Consider the following 14,920-nt stretch of genomic DNA (forward strand, 5'->3'; position numbering starts at 1 on the left):
TGGACAAAGCGCGATTTGAGCATGGGGACCATTTGAAAATGGCGACGATTTGACGATGCGCCCCTTGCATCCAGTCTCGCCGGGCATCCGAACCGTGCTCGGCATTTCCTTCTTCGTGCTTTTCGTGGCCTTCTGGGCTTGGATCACGCTAGGCGGCCACGTCAACCGCATCTTCCTCGCCGATCCGCTGTCGATGCTGCGGGATGGCTGGCGGCTTTTGGTCGAAGACCGTTTCTGGCTCGACGTTCTGATCACCATCTGGCGCGTCTTCGGCGGCTTCCTGCTTGCCTCGGTCGTCGCGGTGCCGCTTGGCATCGCGATGGGCGCTTGGAAGCCGGTGGAGGCGTTTCTGGAGCCTTTTGTCTCCTTCGCCCGCTACTTGCCTGCGTCGGCATTCATCCCACTGCTCATCTTGTGGGCCGGCATCGGCGAGCTGGAAAAACTGCTGGTCATCTTCGTCGGCTCGGTGTTCCAGATCGTCCTCATCATCGCGGTCAAAGTTGGCGGCACACGACGCGATCTGGTCGAGGCCGCCTACACGCTGGGTTCCACCAACAGCGGCATCGTCAACCGGGTGATCATGCCGGCCAATGCGCCGGAGATCGCCGAGACGCTGCGGCTGGTGCTCGGCTGGGCCTGGACCTATGTCATCGTCGCGGAACTGATCGGCTCGTCATCAGGCATCGGCTACATGATCATCAACAGTCAGTCGCGGCTGGCGACGGGTCAGATCATCTTCGGCATCATCGTCATCGGACTGATCGGGCTGTTGTCCGACTTCGCCTTCAAGGCCTTCAACCGCTGGCTCTTTCCGTGGAGCCTGGCGTGAACAAGCTTCTCATCGAGGGCGTTTCGCGCACCTTTGCCGGCGTGCGCGGCGGTCAGCCGGTCAAGGCGCTGATGCCGATCGACCTGGCGGTCGCCGCCAACGACTTCATCACTATTCTGGGGCCGTCCGGCTGCGGGAAGTCGACACTGCTCAGGATTGTCGCGGGCCTGGAAGCACCGAGCGAGGGCCGTGTGCTGCTCGACGGCAAGGCGGTGACCCGGCCGGGGCCGGATCGCGGCATGGTCTTTCAGTCCTACACGCTGTTTCCCTGGCTGACTGTGGCGCAGAACATCGCTTTCGGCTTGCGCGAATGCGGAATGCCCGAAAAGGAGCGGGACGGGGTCGTCGCTTCCTACGTCAATCTCGTCGGCCTGAAAGGGTTCGAGAACCATTGGCCGAAGCAGCTCTCCGGCGGCATGCAGCAGCGCACGGCGATCGCCCGGGCGCTGGCTAACGATCCGGAGATCCTGTTGCTGGATGAGCCGTTCGGCGCGCTCGACAACCAGACGCGCGGTCTGATGCAGGAACTGCTGCTCGGCATCTGGGAACGGCGCCAAAAGACGGTGCTGTTCGTCACCCATGACATCGAGGAGGCGATCTTCATGGCCTCGCGCGTCATCGTGATGACGGCGCGGCCTGGCCGCATCAAGTCGGATGTCGCCATCGACCTGCCGCATCCGCGCCATTACACGCTGAAGACCAGCCCGGAATTCTCGGCGCTGAAAGCGCGGCTGACCGAGGATATTCGGGTCGAGGCGATGCGCACGGCGCAGGCGTAGTCAGACCGACACAGCCTGATCATCTGGAAAGATACTTGGCTCGCTCAACAGACGCTTGAGGCGAGGAAGATCACGTTTCGGGGCGTCCAGAGCCGCCTTGAACGCTACCCATTTTTCGACATCGAGAGGAAAGATGCGCCGGTCGGCCAGCCTTTCGGGTCGAGTCGTTCTCGTACTCACGTGACACCTCTGCTCAGGCGGCCAGCAGCTGCTTGCGGTCGACGCGCTCCTGCTGCGGCGAGCGGGCGTAGAGTTCGCGGTAGCATTTGGAGAAATGCGAGGCCGAGACGAAGCCGCAGGCGACCGCCACCTCGACCACTGGCATCGAGGACTGGATCAGCAGGTGCCGAGCGCGGTCGAGCCGGATTTCGAGATAATAGCGGGCGGGGGAGCGGCCCATCTCGGTGCGGAACAGCCGCTCGATCTGGCGGCGCGACAGGTCGACATGATCGGCGATCTCGATCAGTGACAGCGGCTCCGACAGATTGCCTTCCATCAACTCGATGATGGTCAGCACTTTCGAGTTCTGGACGCCGAGGCGGGCGCGCAGCGGCAGGCGCTGGCGGTCGGTGGGGCTGCGCACGCGGTCGGTCAGCACCTGCTCGCAGACGCGGTTGACGAGGTTCTCGTCAAAGTCGTCGCCGATCAGCTTCAGCATCATGTCGAGTGCGGCGGTGCCACCGGCGCAGGTGTAGATGTTCTGGTCGATCTCGAAGAGGTCGGCAAAGACATTGGCCTTCGGGAACGCCTCGGAAAAGCCCGGCAGGTTCTCCCAGTGGATGGCGCAGCGCTTGTTGGACAACAGGCCGGCGGCGGCGAGGATATGCGCGCCGGTGCACAGGCCGCCGACGGCGACGCCGCGATTGTATTCCTCGCGCAGCCAGGCGAAGGCGGACTTGTTTTGGTAGCGCTCGACATTGATGCCGCTGCAGACGATGGCCATGTTCGGCCGATCGGGACCTGCCATCTTCTTGCGTTCATCCTCGAGCGACGTGTTGACCGCGCATTCGACTCCGTTCGAGGCGCGCACCGGCTTGCCGTCGATGCTGGCGAGGCGCCATCGATAGGCCTCGTAGCCGAGCATGCGATTGGCCGAGCGCAGCGGGTCGAGCGCGGTCGCAAAGGCGATCATGGTGAAATCGGGAATAAGGAAGAATACAAACGACCGCTTGATCGGATGCTTTACGGCGTTCAAGGGAACCTCACACAGCCATGGCGCGAACAGGATGTCGCGAATAGCATAGCGACATCAGGAAAAACCATGTCTGTCAATCGGCTACGCCGCTACGACAAGATTAAATTTGCGACATGGGTCGCAAATGGGCATCGGCGTGCAGCGGGGCCCGGAAGTGGCACGAACTGTTCAAGGGACAGGCAGCGTACAGCCTGTGCGCAGAACAAAAACGCCGCTCTGGCTGGAGCCAGGCGGCGTTGCAGTTTTAAAGCAGCGGCAGGGATGCGCTGCCTGGAAAATCTTCAGGCGACGAAGCCGAGGCGCGCCGCATTCATGGCGCCAGTCTGGCCGGGCATGGTGTTGGCGAGACGCTGACGCTCGAGAGCGGTGGTCAGGTTCATCTCGCGGCGGGCAAAGAGGCGGGCAAAAAGCTTCATAATCATCTCCATTCGGTTGCTCAGACGGGTCGCCTTCGCTTGATGGAGTGGGGCAGCTCGTTTGCTGGCGCTGATATAGGCTTGTGTAAGCAGAAACTAAATCGCAAAAGCGAACCGCTTGATATGAAATGCGACATCGATTGCGACAGATTTGGGCAAGGTGCCCAAAATTTACGATCATTTACAAGGCATTAAGTGAAAACAGGAGCTGCTATGCGGCTTTCTCATATGCGTCATGCGTTGGCGACATGGCTCCAAAACTCATTTGTATACAAATAAAATAAAGAAGGCCTGCCGGGCGGTTCGCGCGGCAGGCCTTCAGCACATAGTACACACGATCTACTTTGCTCCAGCCCAGGATCCGATGCCATTGCGAGTACCGGTCTTGGTGTCGGAAGCCTCAGGCCAGCCGATATCCTTCTGCAGTTCGATCGGCAAGGAACGGATGGCGCGCTCGGTCTGGTAGCGGGCGCGTGCCGCGCTGAATTCGGTCGCGATGCGACCAAGAGACGACAGGATAGACATTTCTTTCTCCTTTGGTGGCTGGCGGGTGCCAGACAGCGCGTTGGTTACGTCGGGTTTGTTTCAACTTCATTTCGTGTCGAATGCAGGTCTGTGTCGGGGTCGTTTCATGGCTGCTTGTGGCAGCTGCCTCATTCGATGGAGTTGACTATCCTCCCAATCTGATGTTCAATCAAACGAAATGGAATGATGTTTTGTATCAGAAAAATTGAAGGTCGGTTGCCATGAACGCCCCGCTCAATCATCCGCTGCCACTGCTCGATCTCGACGTTTTGCGCACTTTCGTGGCGATTGCCGAGACCGGCAGCTTCACCACCGCCGCCAATGCCGTCTTTCGCACGCCTTCGGCCGTCTCCATGCAGATCAAGAAGCTGGAGGACATTCTCGGCCGCTCCGTGTTCGCGCGCGACGCCCGCTCGGTGTCGCTGACCACGGACGGCGAGATGCTGCTCGGCTATGCCCGCCGGCTGCTGTCGATCAACCGCGAGGTGGTGTCGAAGTTCATCATTCCCGAGATTGTCGGTGTCGTGCGGCTTGGTTCGCCGGACGATTACGGCGAGCGCGTGCTGCCGCATGTGCTGAAGCGTTTCGCGCAGTCGCATCCGTCGATCGCCGTCGACGTCACCATCGACCAGAGTAGCAATCTGCGCCGGCGCATGGACGACCGGGCGCTCGACATCACGCTGCTGACCAATTCCTACAAGACCAGCGCGCTCGGCGCCGAGGTGCTGCTGACCGAGCCGATTGTCTGGGCCGGCGCCAAGGGTGGCTGCGCGCATCTGCGCGAGCCCTTGCCGGTGTCGCTTTGGGAAGAGGGCTGCGCCTGGCGCGCCGGAGCGCTCGATGCGCTTGGCCGCGAGGGCCGCAACTACCGCATCGCCTATATGAGCGCGCACACGGCCGGCCAGCGCGCCGCGATCATGTCCGATCTCGCCGTGGCGCCGCTGCCGAAGTCGTTTCTCGGCAACGACATGGTCGAACTCTGCCCGAAGGACGGCATGCCCGACATCGGCACCTACAATCTGGCGATGGTGGTGGCGCCGGACGCCAGCGCGCCGGTCAAGGCCGTCGCCGACCACATCCGCGCGACCTTCGAAGTGTTCCGGGAAACCGGCAAGTTCTGACCGGCTGGTAAGGACGACAATATAGAGCTACTCCGCCGCTTCGGCGGGGCGCTGTTCAGGCCTTACTCTCGTGTCTTGCACGATCCGGCTCTCCCCGAGAAATTCGACGATGCGCTCGCGGGCGCGCCGGGCCTCCGGCATGTCGATCAGCGGCCAGACGTGGAACATGCCTTCCTCATAGACAAGATCGATTTCAACGCCGGCGGCGCGGGCTTTTTCCGCGAAGATCAGATTGTCGGGCGTCAAAAGATCGCGCGAGCCAGTCAAAAGCAGTGTTCTTGGCAGCACTGACAGGTCTCCATAGACCGGGCTGATATGCCAGTCGCTGGGATCGATGCCGGCACTGTACAGACGAATCGCCTCTCGTCCGCCAGCTATGCCCAGCCAAGGGTCGTTGCGTTCCGCCTCGAACACTGCGGGATTGGTGAGCGACACGTCGAGACCCGGCGAAATGAGCACATGTCGTGACGGCAGGGACAGTCCTTCTTCGGCGGCCATCATGGTCAGCACCACAGCCATGTTGCCGCCGGCGGAATCGCCCATGAAGACGATGTCCTCGGCCTCCGTCTCGGCGAGCATCTGCCGGTAAACATCGCCAACCATTCCGAACATGGCGTGGAAATCATGTTCGGGGGCGATTGGATAGATCGGCACCGTGATTGCGTAGCCCAACCGATCCGCCATGTCGGCAATCAGGTGCCAATGATAGGGCGTGATTTCAAAGACATAGGCGCCGCCGTGCAAGTAGAGAATCCGCTTCTGTTCGCCGGACTTGGGTGGGATTTCGTATACGGGGAAGCCACCGACCGTATGCATCTCGATATCGAGACGCTGGTGTAGCGAGGCGGGCGGCCGGTGGTTCTCGGTCTTGCGCGCGGCCGCGATCCAGCGCTGCAGATTTTCCGGACTGGCAAATGCCTGCTTACGGCTGTGCCGCAAGACAAAAGACACGACATGGCTTTTCAAACTTGGCATGCGGATACACGAACTTCGGCCAAAGCCGACTAAGAGAACCCCCTAAATCGAAAGATTGTGCCGTGGCTGAAAATGTCAAGATTTGCGCCCGCGTCTACACGGCGGTTTGATCCGCGCCGCAGTGGTCAGCGACGCGGTAAAAGTGCGGCTCGCAGCCGGTTGCTGGTGGTCGCCGGGGACATGCGAGGTTCCCGGCGCATGCCGAGCAATTTGCATTTCTCGGCGAAGGTCATCAGCGCGCGGCGCTCCAGATAGCGTTGCTGAGGGATGCCCTTTCACTGGATCGCGGCGACACCGGCCAGCCGATGTCCTTCTGGATTTCGGGCGGCAGGCTGTTCAGCAGGCGCCGCGCTTTGCTGCGGTCATGGGCTTGTCTGATGGCGGTGCCATAGCGGCTCAGGCTTTCGAGCATTGACATCGTTGTCTCCCCCTGGAGCGTTGCAGCGGCTGAAAGATATTTCCTGCCTGCCGTTCGATGCCGGTTGAATGCGCCTGCCATGTATCTGGCGAATTTCACGAAAACAGCGTTTTGGTTTCCGGATCAGACGATCCGGAAACATTTGCATGCAAATGAGTTTCGAAAGGTGTTGGCGGGGGCGGGCCGCTTATTCCCGTCCACGCCTCCGCCCCTCGTGGCCTTCGCGCGAACGCCGGCGCGGAGCGGCGTCGCCGGCAACGCCATCCTCGCTGACCGTCTTGCGCGGCGGCAGTTTCACCGCTGCCGACAGTTTCGGGAACGGATCGACCTTGTTGGGCAGCGCCATGGCGTAGACGAAATGCTCCTGGAATTTCGGTTCCAGCGCCGTCTCGATCTTCTCGATCTTGCTGACCGTGTCCTCGATCTCGCGGCGGTAGCCGCGATTGAGCAGCGCCATGCGCGCGCCGGCACCGGCGGCGTTGCCGACCGCCGAGACCTTGTCGAGGTCGCAATCCGGGATCAGGCCCAGCACCATGGCGTATTTCGGATCGATGAAGGAGCCGAAGGCGCCGGCGAAATGAATGCGGTCGACATGCTCGGTGTTCTGCTTTTCCATCAACAGCTTGGTGCCGGCATAAAGCGCTGCCTTGGCAAGCTGGATGGCGCGCACATCGGTCTGGGTGATGGTGATCTTCGGCCCATCTTCCGTCAATGCGGCGGAGCCGTCCTTCAGCACATAGGAGAAGGTGCGGCCGTTGGCCGTAACGCGTGGCGAGCGCGCCGAAAGCCCGCCGTCGATGACGCCGTCCTCGGAAATGATGCCGGCGAGATACATCTCCGCCACCACTTCGATGATGCCGGAGCCGCAGATGCCGGTGACGCCGGTCGCCTGGACGCTTTCCAGGAAGCCCGGCTCGTCGGACCACAGTTCAGAGCCGATGACGCGGTATTTCGGTTCAAGCGTATCGGGATCGATGCGCACGCGCTCGATGGCGCCGGGCGCTGCTCGCTGGCCGCCGGAGATTTCGGCGCCCTCGAAGGCAGGGCCGGTGGGCGAGGAGGCCGCAACCACCCGCTGGCGATTGCCGAGCACGATCTCGGCATTGGTGCCGACATCGACGATCAGCATCATCTCGTCCTGGCGATGCGGGCCTTCCGACAGCGTCACCGCCGCCGCATCCGCACCGACATGGCCGGCGATGCAAGGCAGCATATAGAGCCTGGCGCCCTGGTTGAGCTTGAGGCCGATGTCGGATGCCTTGATGTGCACCGCGCCCGAAACGGCGAGCGCGAAGGGGGCACCGCCAAGCTCGGTCGGATCGATGCCGAGGAACAGATGGTGCATGATCGGATTGCCAACGAAGACGCTGTCCAGGATGTCGTTGCGCTGGACATTGCCTTCGGCGCAGACCTTGTCGACGAGACCCGAGATGGCCTCACGCACGGCGACCGTCATGCCCTCGCGGCCGTCCGGGTTCATCATCACATAAGAGACGCGGCTCATCAGATCCTCGCCGAAGCGGATCTGCGGGTTCGAGGTGCCCGACGAGGCGGCGACGCGGCCCGACAGCAGCGACACCAGATGCATGGCGATGGTGGTCGAGCCGATGTCGCAGGCCAGCCCATAGGCTTCGTTCTTGAGGCCGGGCCAAAGTGCTACGACGCGCGCTGTCTCAGAGTCGGCATCCTTGTAGATGGCGGCGGTCGCGGTCCAGTTGCCCTTGCGCAGGATGCCTTGCACCTGCGGCAGCAGATAAAAATCGAAATCGAGGCTTTTCAAACCCCAATCGTGCATCAGCGCGATCTTCAGCCGGTCGAGATCACCAAGCGGCTTGTGCATGTCGGGTTCTTCGATCTCGACATAGCACATGCGGATCGCCGCATCGCGGGCGATGACCCTGGTGTCGGCATCCTTGCGGATGGTCTGCGCGTTGATGACCGTATCCTGCGGCACGTCGATGACGAGGTCGCCGAGGATTTGTGCCGAGCAGGAGAGGCGACGCCGTTCGGGTAGGCCGCGGACGCGCTCATAGCGCTCTTCCTTGGCGCCCTTGGGCGTGATGTGGTCGTTGGAGGAGGTGATCTTGTGCTTGGCGAAATTGCCTTCCTGCACTTCGATCTGGCAACGCCCGCAAGTGGCGCGTCCGCCGCACACACTTTCGACATAGACGCCGAGCTGGCGCGCGGCATCGAGCACCGGGGTGCCGACAGGAAACCGCCCGCGCTTGCCCGACGGCATGAACAGCACGAGCGGGTCGGTGATGTTTGCAGGTGAATTCATTTTTAGCTGATGCCACCGTTCACAAAGCTACCATACAGATGAATGTGGGCTCGCTTTCCGGGAAAAAACGCGTCTTCCTTGTCACGCCACTCGAATTCCAAATCACAACGCCAGTCAAAATACTTGCAAAGACGCTGCACTATTTTCATCGCATCTTCAGCTGAAACCCCTTGGTACGAGTATTTCTTTTCGGCGAGATACTTGTAACCCTCGTCTTCTTTTCTACCATTTTTCAAGTTGGCGCCGGATACTTTTCTCAACTCATCGAGATCATTCAGCTTTTCCAATGCCGCATTCAAAGCGACCACAAGGAAAGCGTCCCAAGCCTTCTTTTCGGGTGACTTCCCGTCCAGATTTCCATCCAAAAATTTCGCATGAGTTAGAGGAGGGATCTCCGTAAACATCATCGGCAACGGGTTGGCTTCAGTCCCCTTTTTTTGGTCGGAATGGCCAGAATATCGATCGAGCAATCGCCCTATAACCGTGGCTGGAGTGTCAACAAACGGCTCGGCAAGCGCCTTTAGGCGTTCGTAGTCAGCGTCCGAAATTTCGATACGTTGCATCAAAACCTCCTTCAAGTTACGGAAGGGGTCTATATGGAAATATGAGTAGGCACAATCCATATTTTCATATTTCTATTAAATCATCAAATTCCATATTGAATCGCTATCCTCGACCCATCCGGGCCTCACGACCGCCACGGCGGCGGCCGCCATTGCCGGCGCCGTCGCCCGGCGCATTGACCTGAGTCGGGGCGGCGACCGCCTGGCCGCCTTCGGCCGGCTTATAATCCTTGTAGGTGCGGATCCAGTTGGTGCAGTTCTCGTCGGTGCCGTTCAGCACATTGGCGCCGCGCACGGCTTCCATTTCCTGCGGCCGCACCGGGTTCATGATGGCCGAGGTCATGCCGGCGCCGATCACCATCGGGATGAAGGCGGCGTTGATGCCGTGGCGATGCGGCAGGCCGAAAGAGATGTTGGACAGGCCGCAGGTGGTGTTGACCTTGAGCTCTTCACGCAGGCGACGCAGCAGCGCGAAGACCTGGCGGCCGGCATCGCCCAGCGCGCCGATCGGCATGACCAGCGGGTCGACGACGACGTCATGCGCCGGAATGCCGAAATCGGCGCAGCGCTCGACGATCTTCTTGGCGACGGCGAAACGCACGTCCGGGTCCATCGAAATGCCGGTTTCGTCGTTGGAGATGGCGACGACCGGCACGTTGTACTTCTTGACCAGCGGCAGGATGGCTTCGAGCTTTTCTTCCTCGCCGGTGACGGAGTTGACCAGCGGGCGGCCCTTGGCAACCTTGAGTGCGGCTTCGATCGCGGCGGTGACGGAACTGTCGATCGACAGCGGCAGGTCGACCAGCCCTTGCACGATCTCCAGCGTCTGCACCAAGAGGCCGGGTTCGGTCTCGTTCGGGTTGACCGAGGTGACGCCGGCATTGACGTCGAGCATGGTGGCGCCACAGGCTGCCTGCTCGAGTGCGTCCCGGATCACGGTCTCGAAATTGCCCGCGATCATCTCGGCGGCCAGCTTCTTGCGGCCGGTCGGGTTGATGCGTTCGCCGATCACGCAGAACGGCTGGTCGAAGCCGATGATGATTTCTCGTGTCGCCGAAGCGACGATGGTACGGGTCATAAATTCTCTCCGCCGTGATATAAAGATTTCTTTATATCGTTGTCTGGTTTCGTTCAAGCGAATGGGTGGCCGTCCGCGCCGTCAGTGCGCGGTCTTCACCATATCCACCTGCGTTTCGGTAATATCGTCGTGCAGTATGTGCTCGAGCCGATCGGCGACCATCTGGTCGTCGCGGCGGATCTCGCGTTTCCACGGCTGGCGGCCCTTCAGCACGCCCGATTCATCGACGATCTCGGCGACATATTCCTCCTGCCGGTAGGCCATCACATGGACGCCGGAAACGCCTGATATTTCCTTCACCTCGTTGATGATGTCGATGCAGAGCTGCTTGCCCTCCTTCTTCTGATCCTGGGCGCCTTCCAGCCGCTTGATGACGGAATCGGGAATATGGATGCCCGGCACGTTCGAGCGGATCCACTTGGCCGTCTTGGCCGAGGCGAGCGGCCCGACGCCAACCAGGATGAAGCATTTTTCGGTATAGCCGAGGTCGCGCACCTTTTGCATGTAGGTGCGGAACATGGGCACGTCGAAGCAATACTGGCTCTGTACGAATTGCGCGCCGGCGGCGATCTTCTTGCCCAGCCGGTGCGGGCGGAAGTCGATCGGCGGCGCGAACGGATTGATCGCAGCACCCAGGAAAAGCTGCGGCGGCGTCGTCAGCTTGCGGCCGGACAGGAACTTGCCGTTGTCGCGCATGATGCGGCAGGTTTCCAGGAGCGACATACAGTCGAGATCGAACACCGGCTTGGCGCCGGGCTGGTCTCCGGCCTGCACGCCGTCACCTGTCAGGCACAGCATGTTGGCGACGCCCATCGCAGCCCCGCCCAGCACGTCGCCCTGGATGGCGATGCGGTTCTTGTCGCGGCAGGCGATCTGCATGATCGGCGCATAGCCCATGCGCGTCAAAAGTGCGCAGATGCCGACCGAGGACATGTGGCAGTTGGCGCCCGATGCGTCGACGGCGTTGATGGCGTCGACCCAGCCGTCGAAGATTTTCGCCCTGTTGTAGACGTCTTCCGGATCGGCGCTGTCGGGCGGGTTGAGCTCCGTCGTCACAGCGAACTCGCCGCGCCGCAGTACGCGCTCCAGCCGACCGCGCGAGGTGTGGCCGGGCAGGGGTTCGAGCGGCAGGTGGATGCCGGCCGGGTTTTCGTCGCGCTGGCGGCCGATCATGCCGACGCCCCGGTGCTGGCCGCCTCATTCTTGGCGGCAGCGGCGGCTTCGCGCGCGGTGGCCGCCTGCGCGGTCACCCGCAGCCAGGCCGAGGTTTCACGCAGCGACTGGTCGACCGGCTTCTGCACGGTCAGGATCCTGTCGCTGTGCACCATGTTCTGCGAGCCTTCCCAGGCCTTGACCCAGACGCAGGGCATATCGGGCTCGACCTCGCAATTGCCGTTGGCGCGGACACCGCCGCAAGGGCCGTTGCGCAATTGCTTGGGGCAGTTCATCGGGCAAGACATGCCTGTCGAGGACAAGATGCACTGGCCGCACATGCGGCAGTCGAACATGAAGCCCTTGACGCGCTTCTCGACAAATTTGATCGGCCCTTCGACACGGCCATAGCCTATGCCTTTCCATAAGGGATGGAGGAGCAGGAACATGTCGGCGAATTTGGCGTAGAACCATTCGAGTAATCGCGAGTGCCGCACCGACCATAATCTGACCGCGAAGGAACGCTGCACGCGCCGCTGCGGCGATACGTCGGCCGGCTTGTAGTCGGATTTCGGCGCTGCCTTCTTGACCAGAGTGGCCTGGGTAACAGCCGGCCTCTCCTTGGCAGGAATGGTTTCAGACATTTTCTTTGCCGCCCGCCTTGACCAGAGCGACCAGCCGCTCGCGGTCATATCTCGTGTCGATGTCGTTGAATGCCTTCTCGACTTCGGCTTCGAGGTCGTCGCCGACCGGAATGGGATCGGCTTTGCGCCATTCGGCCAGATAGTCGTCTGTACCGCCGGCGCCGGTGCGCATGGCGCACATGTCGATCGCCTCGGTAAAGCGCAGCGGCAGTTCGCGCTTGGCGTTCTGCCGGCCCTTCTTGACGATCACCTGGGCAGGGATGTCGCGCCAGTAGACGACGATCAGATCGGCCATGAATTCTCACTCCTCGAACTATCGAGCATTGCCGCAAGCGCAGTGGTGCCGCTTGTTATGGGACGACGCGCGCGCATTCAAAAGCGACGCATATCGATGTCGTAAAATGAAAGGTGGGTTTATTCGTTTGCGGCGTGTGCCGGCGCCCGGTCCAGCGCGTCGGAAACGCTGGCGCGCAGTATGCCGTCCAGGACGAAAAACGCGCTACCAGATGCCAGTTCTGAGGCCCGTCCAGACGTAGAACCAGATCGTCGGATGATACCAGAGTTTCGAAGGCAGGCCGGGATCGATCGTCGTGAGTTTTCCAGCCAGTGCATCGCTGACAGCCTCGACGCAGATGTCGCGCGAGAACGCCGTCTGGCGTAGCGCGTGACTTGAGATGGTGTCGCCTTTTTTCGATCTGCCGCGCGCCTGCTTCAGCACGCCACCAGTGTCGACGCCAGCGTCGACGAGGTGGACAGTCGTGCCGAAATTCTGCGCATCGCCTGATACCAGAGCCCAATAGCCGCCATTCATGCCGCGATATTTCGGCGTGATGCCCGCATGGTAGTTGAGCACCGGGCAGGGCATTTTGCTCAGCATCTCAGCCGAGATTAGTCGGCAACCGTTGAGCAGCACAACGCCTGGCCGGATCTTCTGGATCGCCTGCAGGCACTCAAGCCCATTGGCCGAGGCTACCGGGATGATCTCCTGGCCTGGTCGCGGCTCAACCTCCAGCTTCTCCTCGGCAATCAGTCGCGCGCTATGGCCGGCCAGGAATCGCTTGCCCAACCTACTCAGTACCATCGTGCCAAGCTGGCCGATGGCGGAAATCCAGCCTTGGCGGCGAGCCCGGCCACGCAGCAATTGCTTTTTGGATTCAGGCGTTTCGAGGACGACGCTGACAGGACCTACGCGGTCGGCGATCGCATTGATCATAGCCCAGACATGCTGGCCGCCTCCGGTGACGACCACGATCGGACGCGTATTGGATTCTGATGCTGCCATGGATCTTGCCCCCTCCAAGCAACCGTTCTCGACAATAGACGGGATGCTAGGGTGTCCGGGTTAATCCTTGGTGATGAGCTCTTCGATACACAGTCAGCGCTTGAATTCGATGATATCGAGCTTCGATTCATAGTAGGGCGCCGGAAATTCGATGCGCCATTCCTTGGCGCTGTTGCGGAAGGCGTAGCCGACCTGGTCGGTTTGCGGACCGCTGCCATAGGGCTTTGCCGGATCGCTGTTGACATAGAAGGAGCCGAGATAGATCGCGCGTTTCTCGCCATCGTCGAAGAAACGGCCCCTGGTGCGCTGCGAGCCGCTGATCTTCTCCAGCCGCCAGCCGGAACCGTCATCGGTCACCTTGCACTTGAACCAGCCATAGATGACGAGCGGCAAAGGTCCGCCGGCCTTGATGGTGCGGCACTGCCAGTTGCCGGTCAGGTCCTTGTCGGAAAAGGCCACCAGAGGCTTTGCCAACAGGGCATCGAGTTGCTTGACCTCGGCCGGGTTGCCTGTCTTCGCCTCGGCAAGGGCTGCCTTGCGGGTCTCGCCATATTTGTCGAGCCGCGTCTTGTCGGCCGGGGTGATGAGTTTCTGTATCTCGCCGTCGGCATGGGCGGGCAGGGCCAAACAGAGGAGGCCGAGTGCAGCTATCAAGAGGCGAGGGGTCATCAGTGCGTTTCCATGGCTGGCAGTCTGTTTGCTTGTGGCGCACACCTTACCCGTCCACGGCGGCCTGTCATCTAGCCTTGAGTCATCGCGGGGCAAGAATTGCTTCAGGCGCCTGCAGCCGCCTGCGCCATCCCGGCCGTCAGGTCGCCATAACCGGTGGCGCGGCGTTCATAGACGAGACCGAGCATTCTGGCGGCTTTTTCGGCGACCTTGTCGAGTTCCGGATCGTTGGTCTGGGCGAGGTAGATCAGCTTCTCGTAATTGCCGAAATAGTCCTTGATCAACTCCGGGTGCTTGTCGAGGCCGAGCGGTTTCATGAAGAAAGCGTCGAACTGCCGGCAGAGGAAGTCGGTCATGTAGAACGACATCATGTCGTCGTCTGCGACTTTCGCATAGGCCTCCATGCCCTGGTAGAAGGCGAAGCAATGCGGGCCGGCCATGCGCTCGACGCCATGCTTCTCGCAGATGCGGTCGAGCAGACCGCCGGTGCCGCAATCGGCATAGCCGACGAAGATGTTGCTGTAGCCTTCCGTCTTGGCTTTTTCGATCGCCTTGTCCATGGCCGGTGCGATGCGGTCCGGGTAGAAATGGAATTCCGCCGGCAGGCAGGTCAGGTCGAGGTGATCCAGCCCGAGCTGTTCCTTGACGGCCAGAACTTCGCGCGCAATCATCCCGCAGGCGATGACGAGCAGCCTGTCGTCTTGATTCGGTTTCGTTTTTTGCGTCTTGGCCATGGAACCAGTCGAGCGGCTTTCGTTGTTGTGGCGCTAATTTATCTGTTGAGGGAGACACCGTCCATGAAACTGCTGCGCATCACGCCGATTGCCATCCTGGCCTGCGCCTTGGCCCTTGCGGCCTGCGCGAACACCGTCCGTGGCGTCGGCAGGGATGTCAAATCGACGGCCAAGGCGGTCGAGGACACCGTCACCAAGCCCTGATCCGCACGCGGCCACCTCATCATCTGGTAACAAAAAAGCCGCGCTGCAAGGGCGC

The 14,920-nt window shown here is 61.1% G+C and carries 19 protein-coding genes; 4 read left to right on the top strand and 15 right to left on the bottom strand.

Features of this window, described 5'->3' with window-relative positions; translation table 11 throughout:
• Positions 1-55 precede the first annotated feature (55 nt).
• Positions 56-829: an ABC transporter permease gene (locus AC0NIL_RS17285; RefSeq protein ID WP_013531157.1), complete on the top strand. Its 774-nt coding sequence runs from the start codon at positions 56-58 to the stop codon at positions 827-829.
• Positions 826-1,608: an ABC transporter ATP-binding protein gene (locus AC0NIL_RS17290; RefSeq protein WP_473573110.1), complete on the top strand. Its 783-nt coding sequence runs from the start codon at positions 826-828 to the stop codon at positions 1,606-1,608. The genes AC0NIL_RS17285 and AC0NIL_RS17290 overlap by 4 nt, the downstream gene beginning before the upstream one ends.
• Here AC0NIL_RS17290 and AC0NIL_RS17295 read toward each other — a convergent pair whose 3' ends face one another.
• The 4 genes from AC0NIL_RS17295 to AC0NIL_RS17310 form a co-directional block, all read right to left on the bottom strand.
• Positions 1,609-1,788 (bottom strand): type II toxin -antitoxin system TacA 1-like antitoxin, encoded by a 180-nt coding sequence (locus tag AC0NIL_RS17295; RefSeq protein ID WP_224674842.1) that lies wholly within the window; start codon positions 1,786-1,788, stop codon positions 1,609-1,611.
• A gap of 13 nt (positions 1,789-1,801) precedes the next feature.
• On the bottom strand, positions 1,802-2,740 hold the full coding sequence (locus AC0NIL_RS17300) for a GlxA family transcriptional regulator (protein ID WP_348625597.1): 939 nt from the start codon (positions 2,738-2,740) through the stop codon (positions 1,802-1,804).
• A 344-nt stretch (positions 2,741-3,084) separates the two neighbouring features.
• Entirely contained in the window at positions 3,085-3,219 is a 135-nt protein-coding gene (locus tag AC0NIL_RS17305; protein WP_013531161.1) for a hypothetical protein, read from the bottom strand.
• A gap of 339 nt (positions 3,220-3,558) precedes the next feature.
• The gene (locus AC0NIL_RS17310; RefSeq protein ID WP_013531162.1) at positions 3,559-3,744 is read right to left on the bottom strand and encodes a hypothetical protein; all 186 of its coding nucleotides are present in this window, start codon (positions 3,742-3,744) and stop codon (positions 3,559-3,561) included.
• A gap of 221 nt (positions 3,745-3,965) precedes the next feature.
• On the opposite strand from AC0NIL_RS17310, the gene AC0NIL_RS17315 reads away from it, so the two are divergent.
• A complete protein-coding gene (locus AC0NIL_RS17315) occupies positions 3,966-4,865 on the top strand; it encodes a LysR substrate-binding domain-containing protein (RefSeq protein WP_013531163.1) in 900 nt (299 codons plus the stop codon).
• A 27-nt stretch (positions 4,866-4,892) separates the two neighbouring features.
• Here the strand turns inward: AC0NIL_RS17315 and AC0NIL_RS17320 are convergent, their stop codons facing one another.
• From AC0NIL_RS17320 to AC0NIL_RS17370, 11 genes are all read right to left on the bottom strand, one after another.
• Positions 4,893-5,840, bottom strand: a complete 948-nt coding sequence (locus AC0NIL_RS17320; protein WP_473573109.1) for an alpha/beta hydrolase — start codon at positions 5,838-5,840, stop codon at positions 4,893-4,895.
• A 232-nt stretch (positions 5,841-6,072) separates the two neighbouring features.
• Positions 6,073-6,258, bottom strand: a complete 186-nt coding sequence (locus tag AC0NIL_RS17325; protein ID WP_027160508.1) for a hypothetical protein — start codon at positions 6,256-6,258, stop codon at positions 6,073-6,075.
• 187 nt (positions 6,259-6,445) lie between these two features.
• Positions 6,446-8,539, bottom strand: a complete 2,094-nt coding sequence (locus AC0NIL_RS17330; RefSeq protein ID WP_027160507.1) for an ASKHA domain-containing protein — start codon at positions 8,537-8,539, stop codon at positions 6,446-6,448.
• 2 nt (positions 8,540-8,541) lie between these two features.
• A complete protein-coding gene (locus AC0NIL_RS17335) occupies positions 8,542-9,102 on the bottom strand; it encodes a T4SS efffector SepA family protein (protein ID WP_127366739.1) in 561 nt (186 codons plus the stop codon).
• A gap of 103 nt (positions 9,103-9,205) precedes the next feature.
• On the bottom strand, positions 9,206-10,180 hold the full coding sequence (locus AC0NIL_RS17340; RefSeq protein WP_013531167.1) for a methyltetrahydrofolate cobalamin methyltransferase: 975 nt from the start codon (positions 10,178-10,180) through the stop codon (positions 9,206-9,208).
• An 81-nt stretch (positions 10,181-10,261) separates the two neighbouring features.
• Positions 10,262-11,353, bottom strand: coding sequence for a methylenetetrahydrofolate reductase (locus tag AC0NIL_RS17345; RefSeq protein WP_063168204.1), 1,092 nt, complete (start codon positions 11,351-11,353; stop codon positions 10,262-10,264).
• Positions 11,350-11,976, bottom strand: a complete 627-nt coding sequence (locus tag AC0NIL_RS17350; protein ID WP_013531169.1) for a methylenetetrahydrofolate reductase C-terminal domain-containing protein — start codon at positions 11,974-11,976, stop codon at positions 11,350-11,352. The genes AC0NIL_RS17345 and AC0NIL_RS17350 overlap by 4 nt, the downstream gene beginning before the upstream one ends.
• Positions 11,969-12,271, bottom strand: coding sequence for a virulence factor (locus tag AC0NIL_RS17355; protein ID WP_013531170.1), 303 nt, complete (start codon positions 12,269-12,271; stop codon positions 11,969-11,971). Before AC0NIL_RS17355 ends, AC0NIL_RS17350 begins: the two co-directional genes overlap by 8 nt.
• Positions 12,272-12,475: 204 nt before the next feature.
• A complete protein-coding gene (locus AC0NIL_RS17360; RefSeq protein WP_275952813.1) occupies positions 12,476-13,258 on the bottom strand; it encodes a formyl transferase in 783 nt (260 codons plus the stop codon).
• 93 nt (positions 13,259-13,351) lie between these two features.
• Complete coding sequence (locus AC0NIL_RS17365) at positions 13,352-13,927, bottom strand: DUF4893 domain-containing protein (protein ID WP_013531172.1); 576 nt, start codon at positions 13,925-13,927, stop codon at positions 13,352-13,354.
• Positions 13,928-14,031: 104 nt separating this feature from the next.
• Positions 14,032-14,661, bottom strand: a complete 630-nt coding sequence (locus AC0NIL_RS17370) for a DUF1638 domain-containing protein (protein WP_013531173.1) — start codon at positions 14,659-14,661, stop codon at positions 14,032-14,034.
• Positions 14,662-14,724: 63 nt separating this feature from the next.
• Here AC0NIL_RS17370 and AC0NIL_RS17375 point away from each other — a divergent pair, with 63 nt between their 5' ends.
• Complete coding sequence (locus AC0NIL_RS17375; protein WP_013531174.1) at positions 14,725-14,865, top strand: entericidin A/B family lipoprotein; 141 nt, start codon at positions 14,725-14,727, stop codon at positions 14,863-14,865.
• The last annotated feature ends 55 nt before the right edge of the window (positions 14,866-14,920 follow it).

It is taken from the genome of Mesorhizobium sp. WSM1343 (assembly GCF_055901535.1).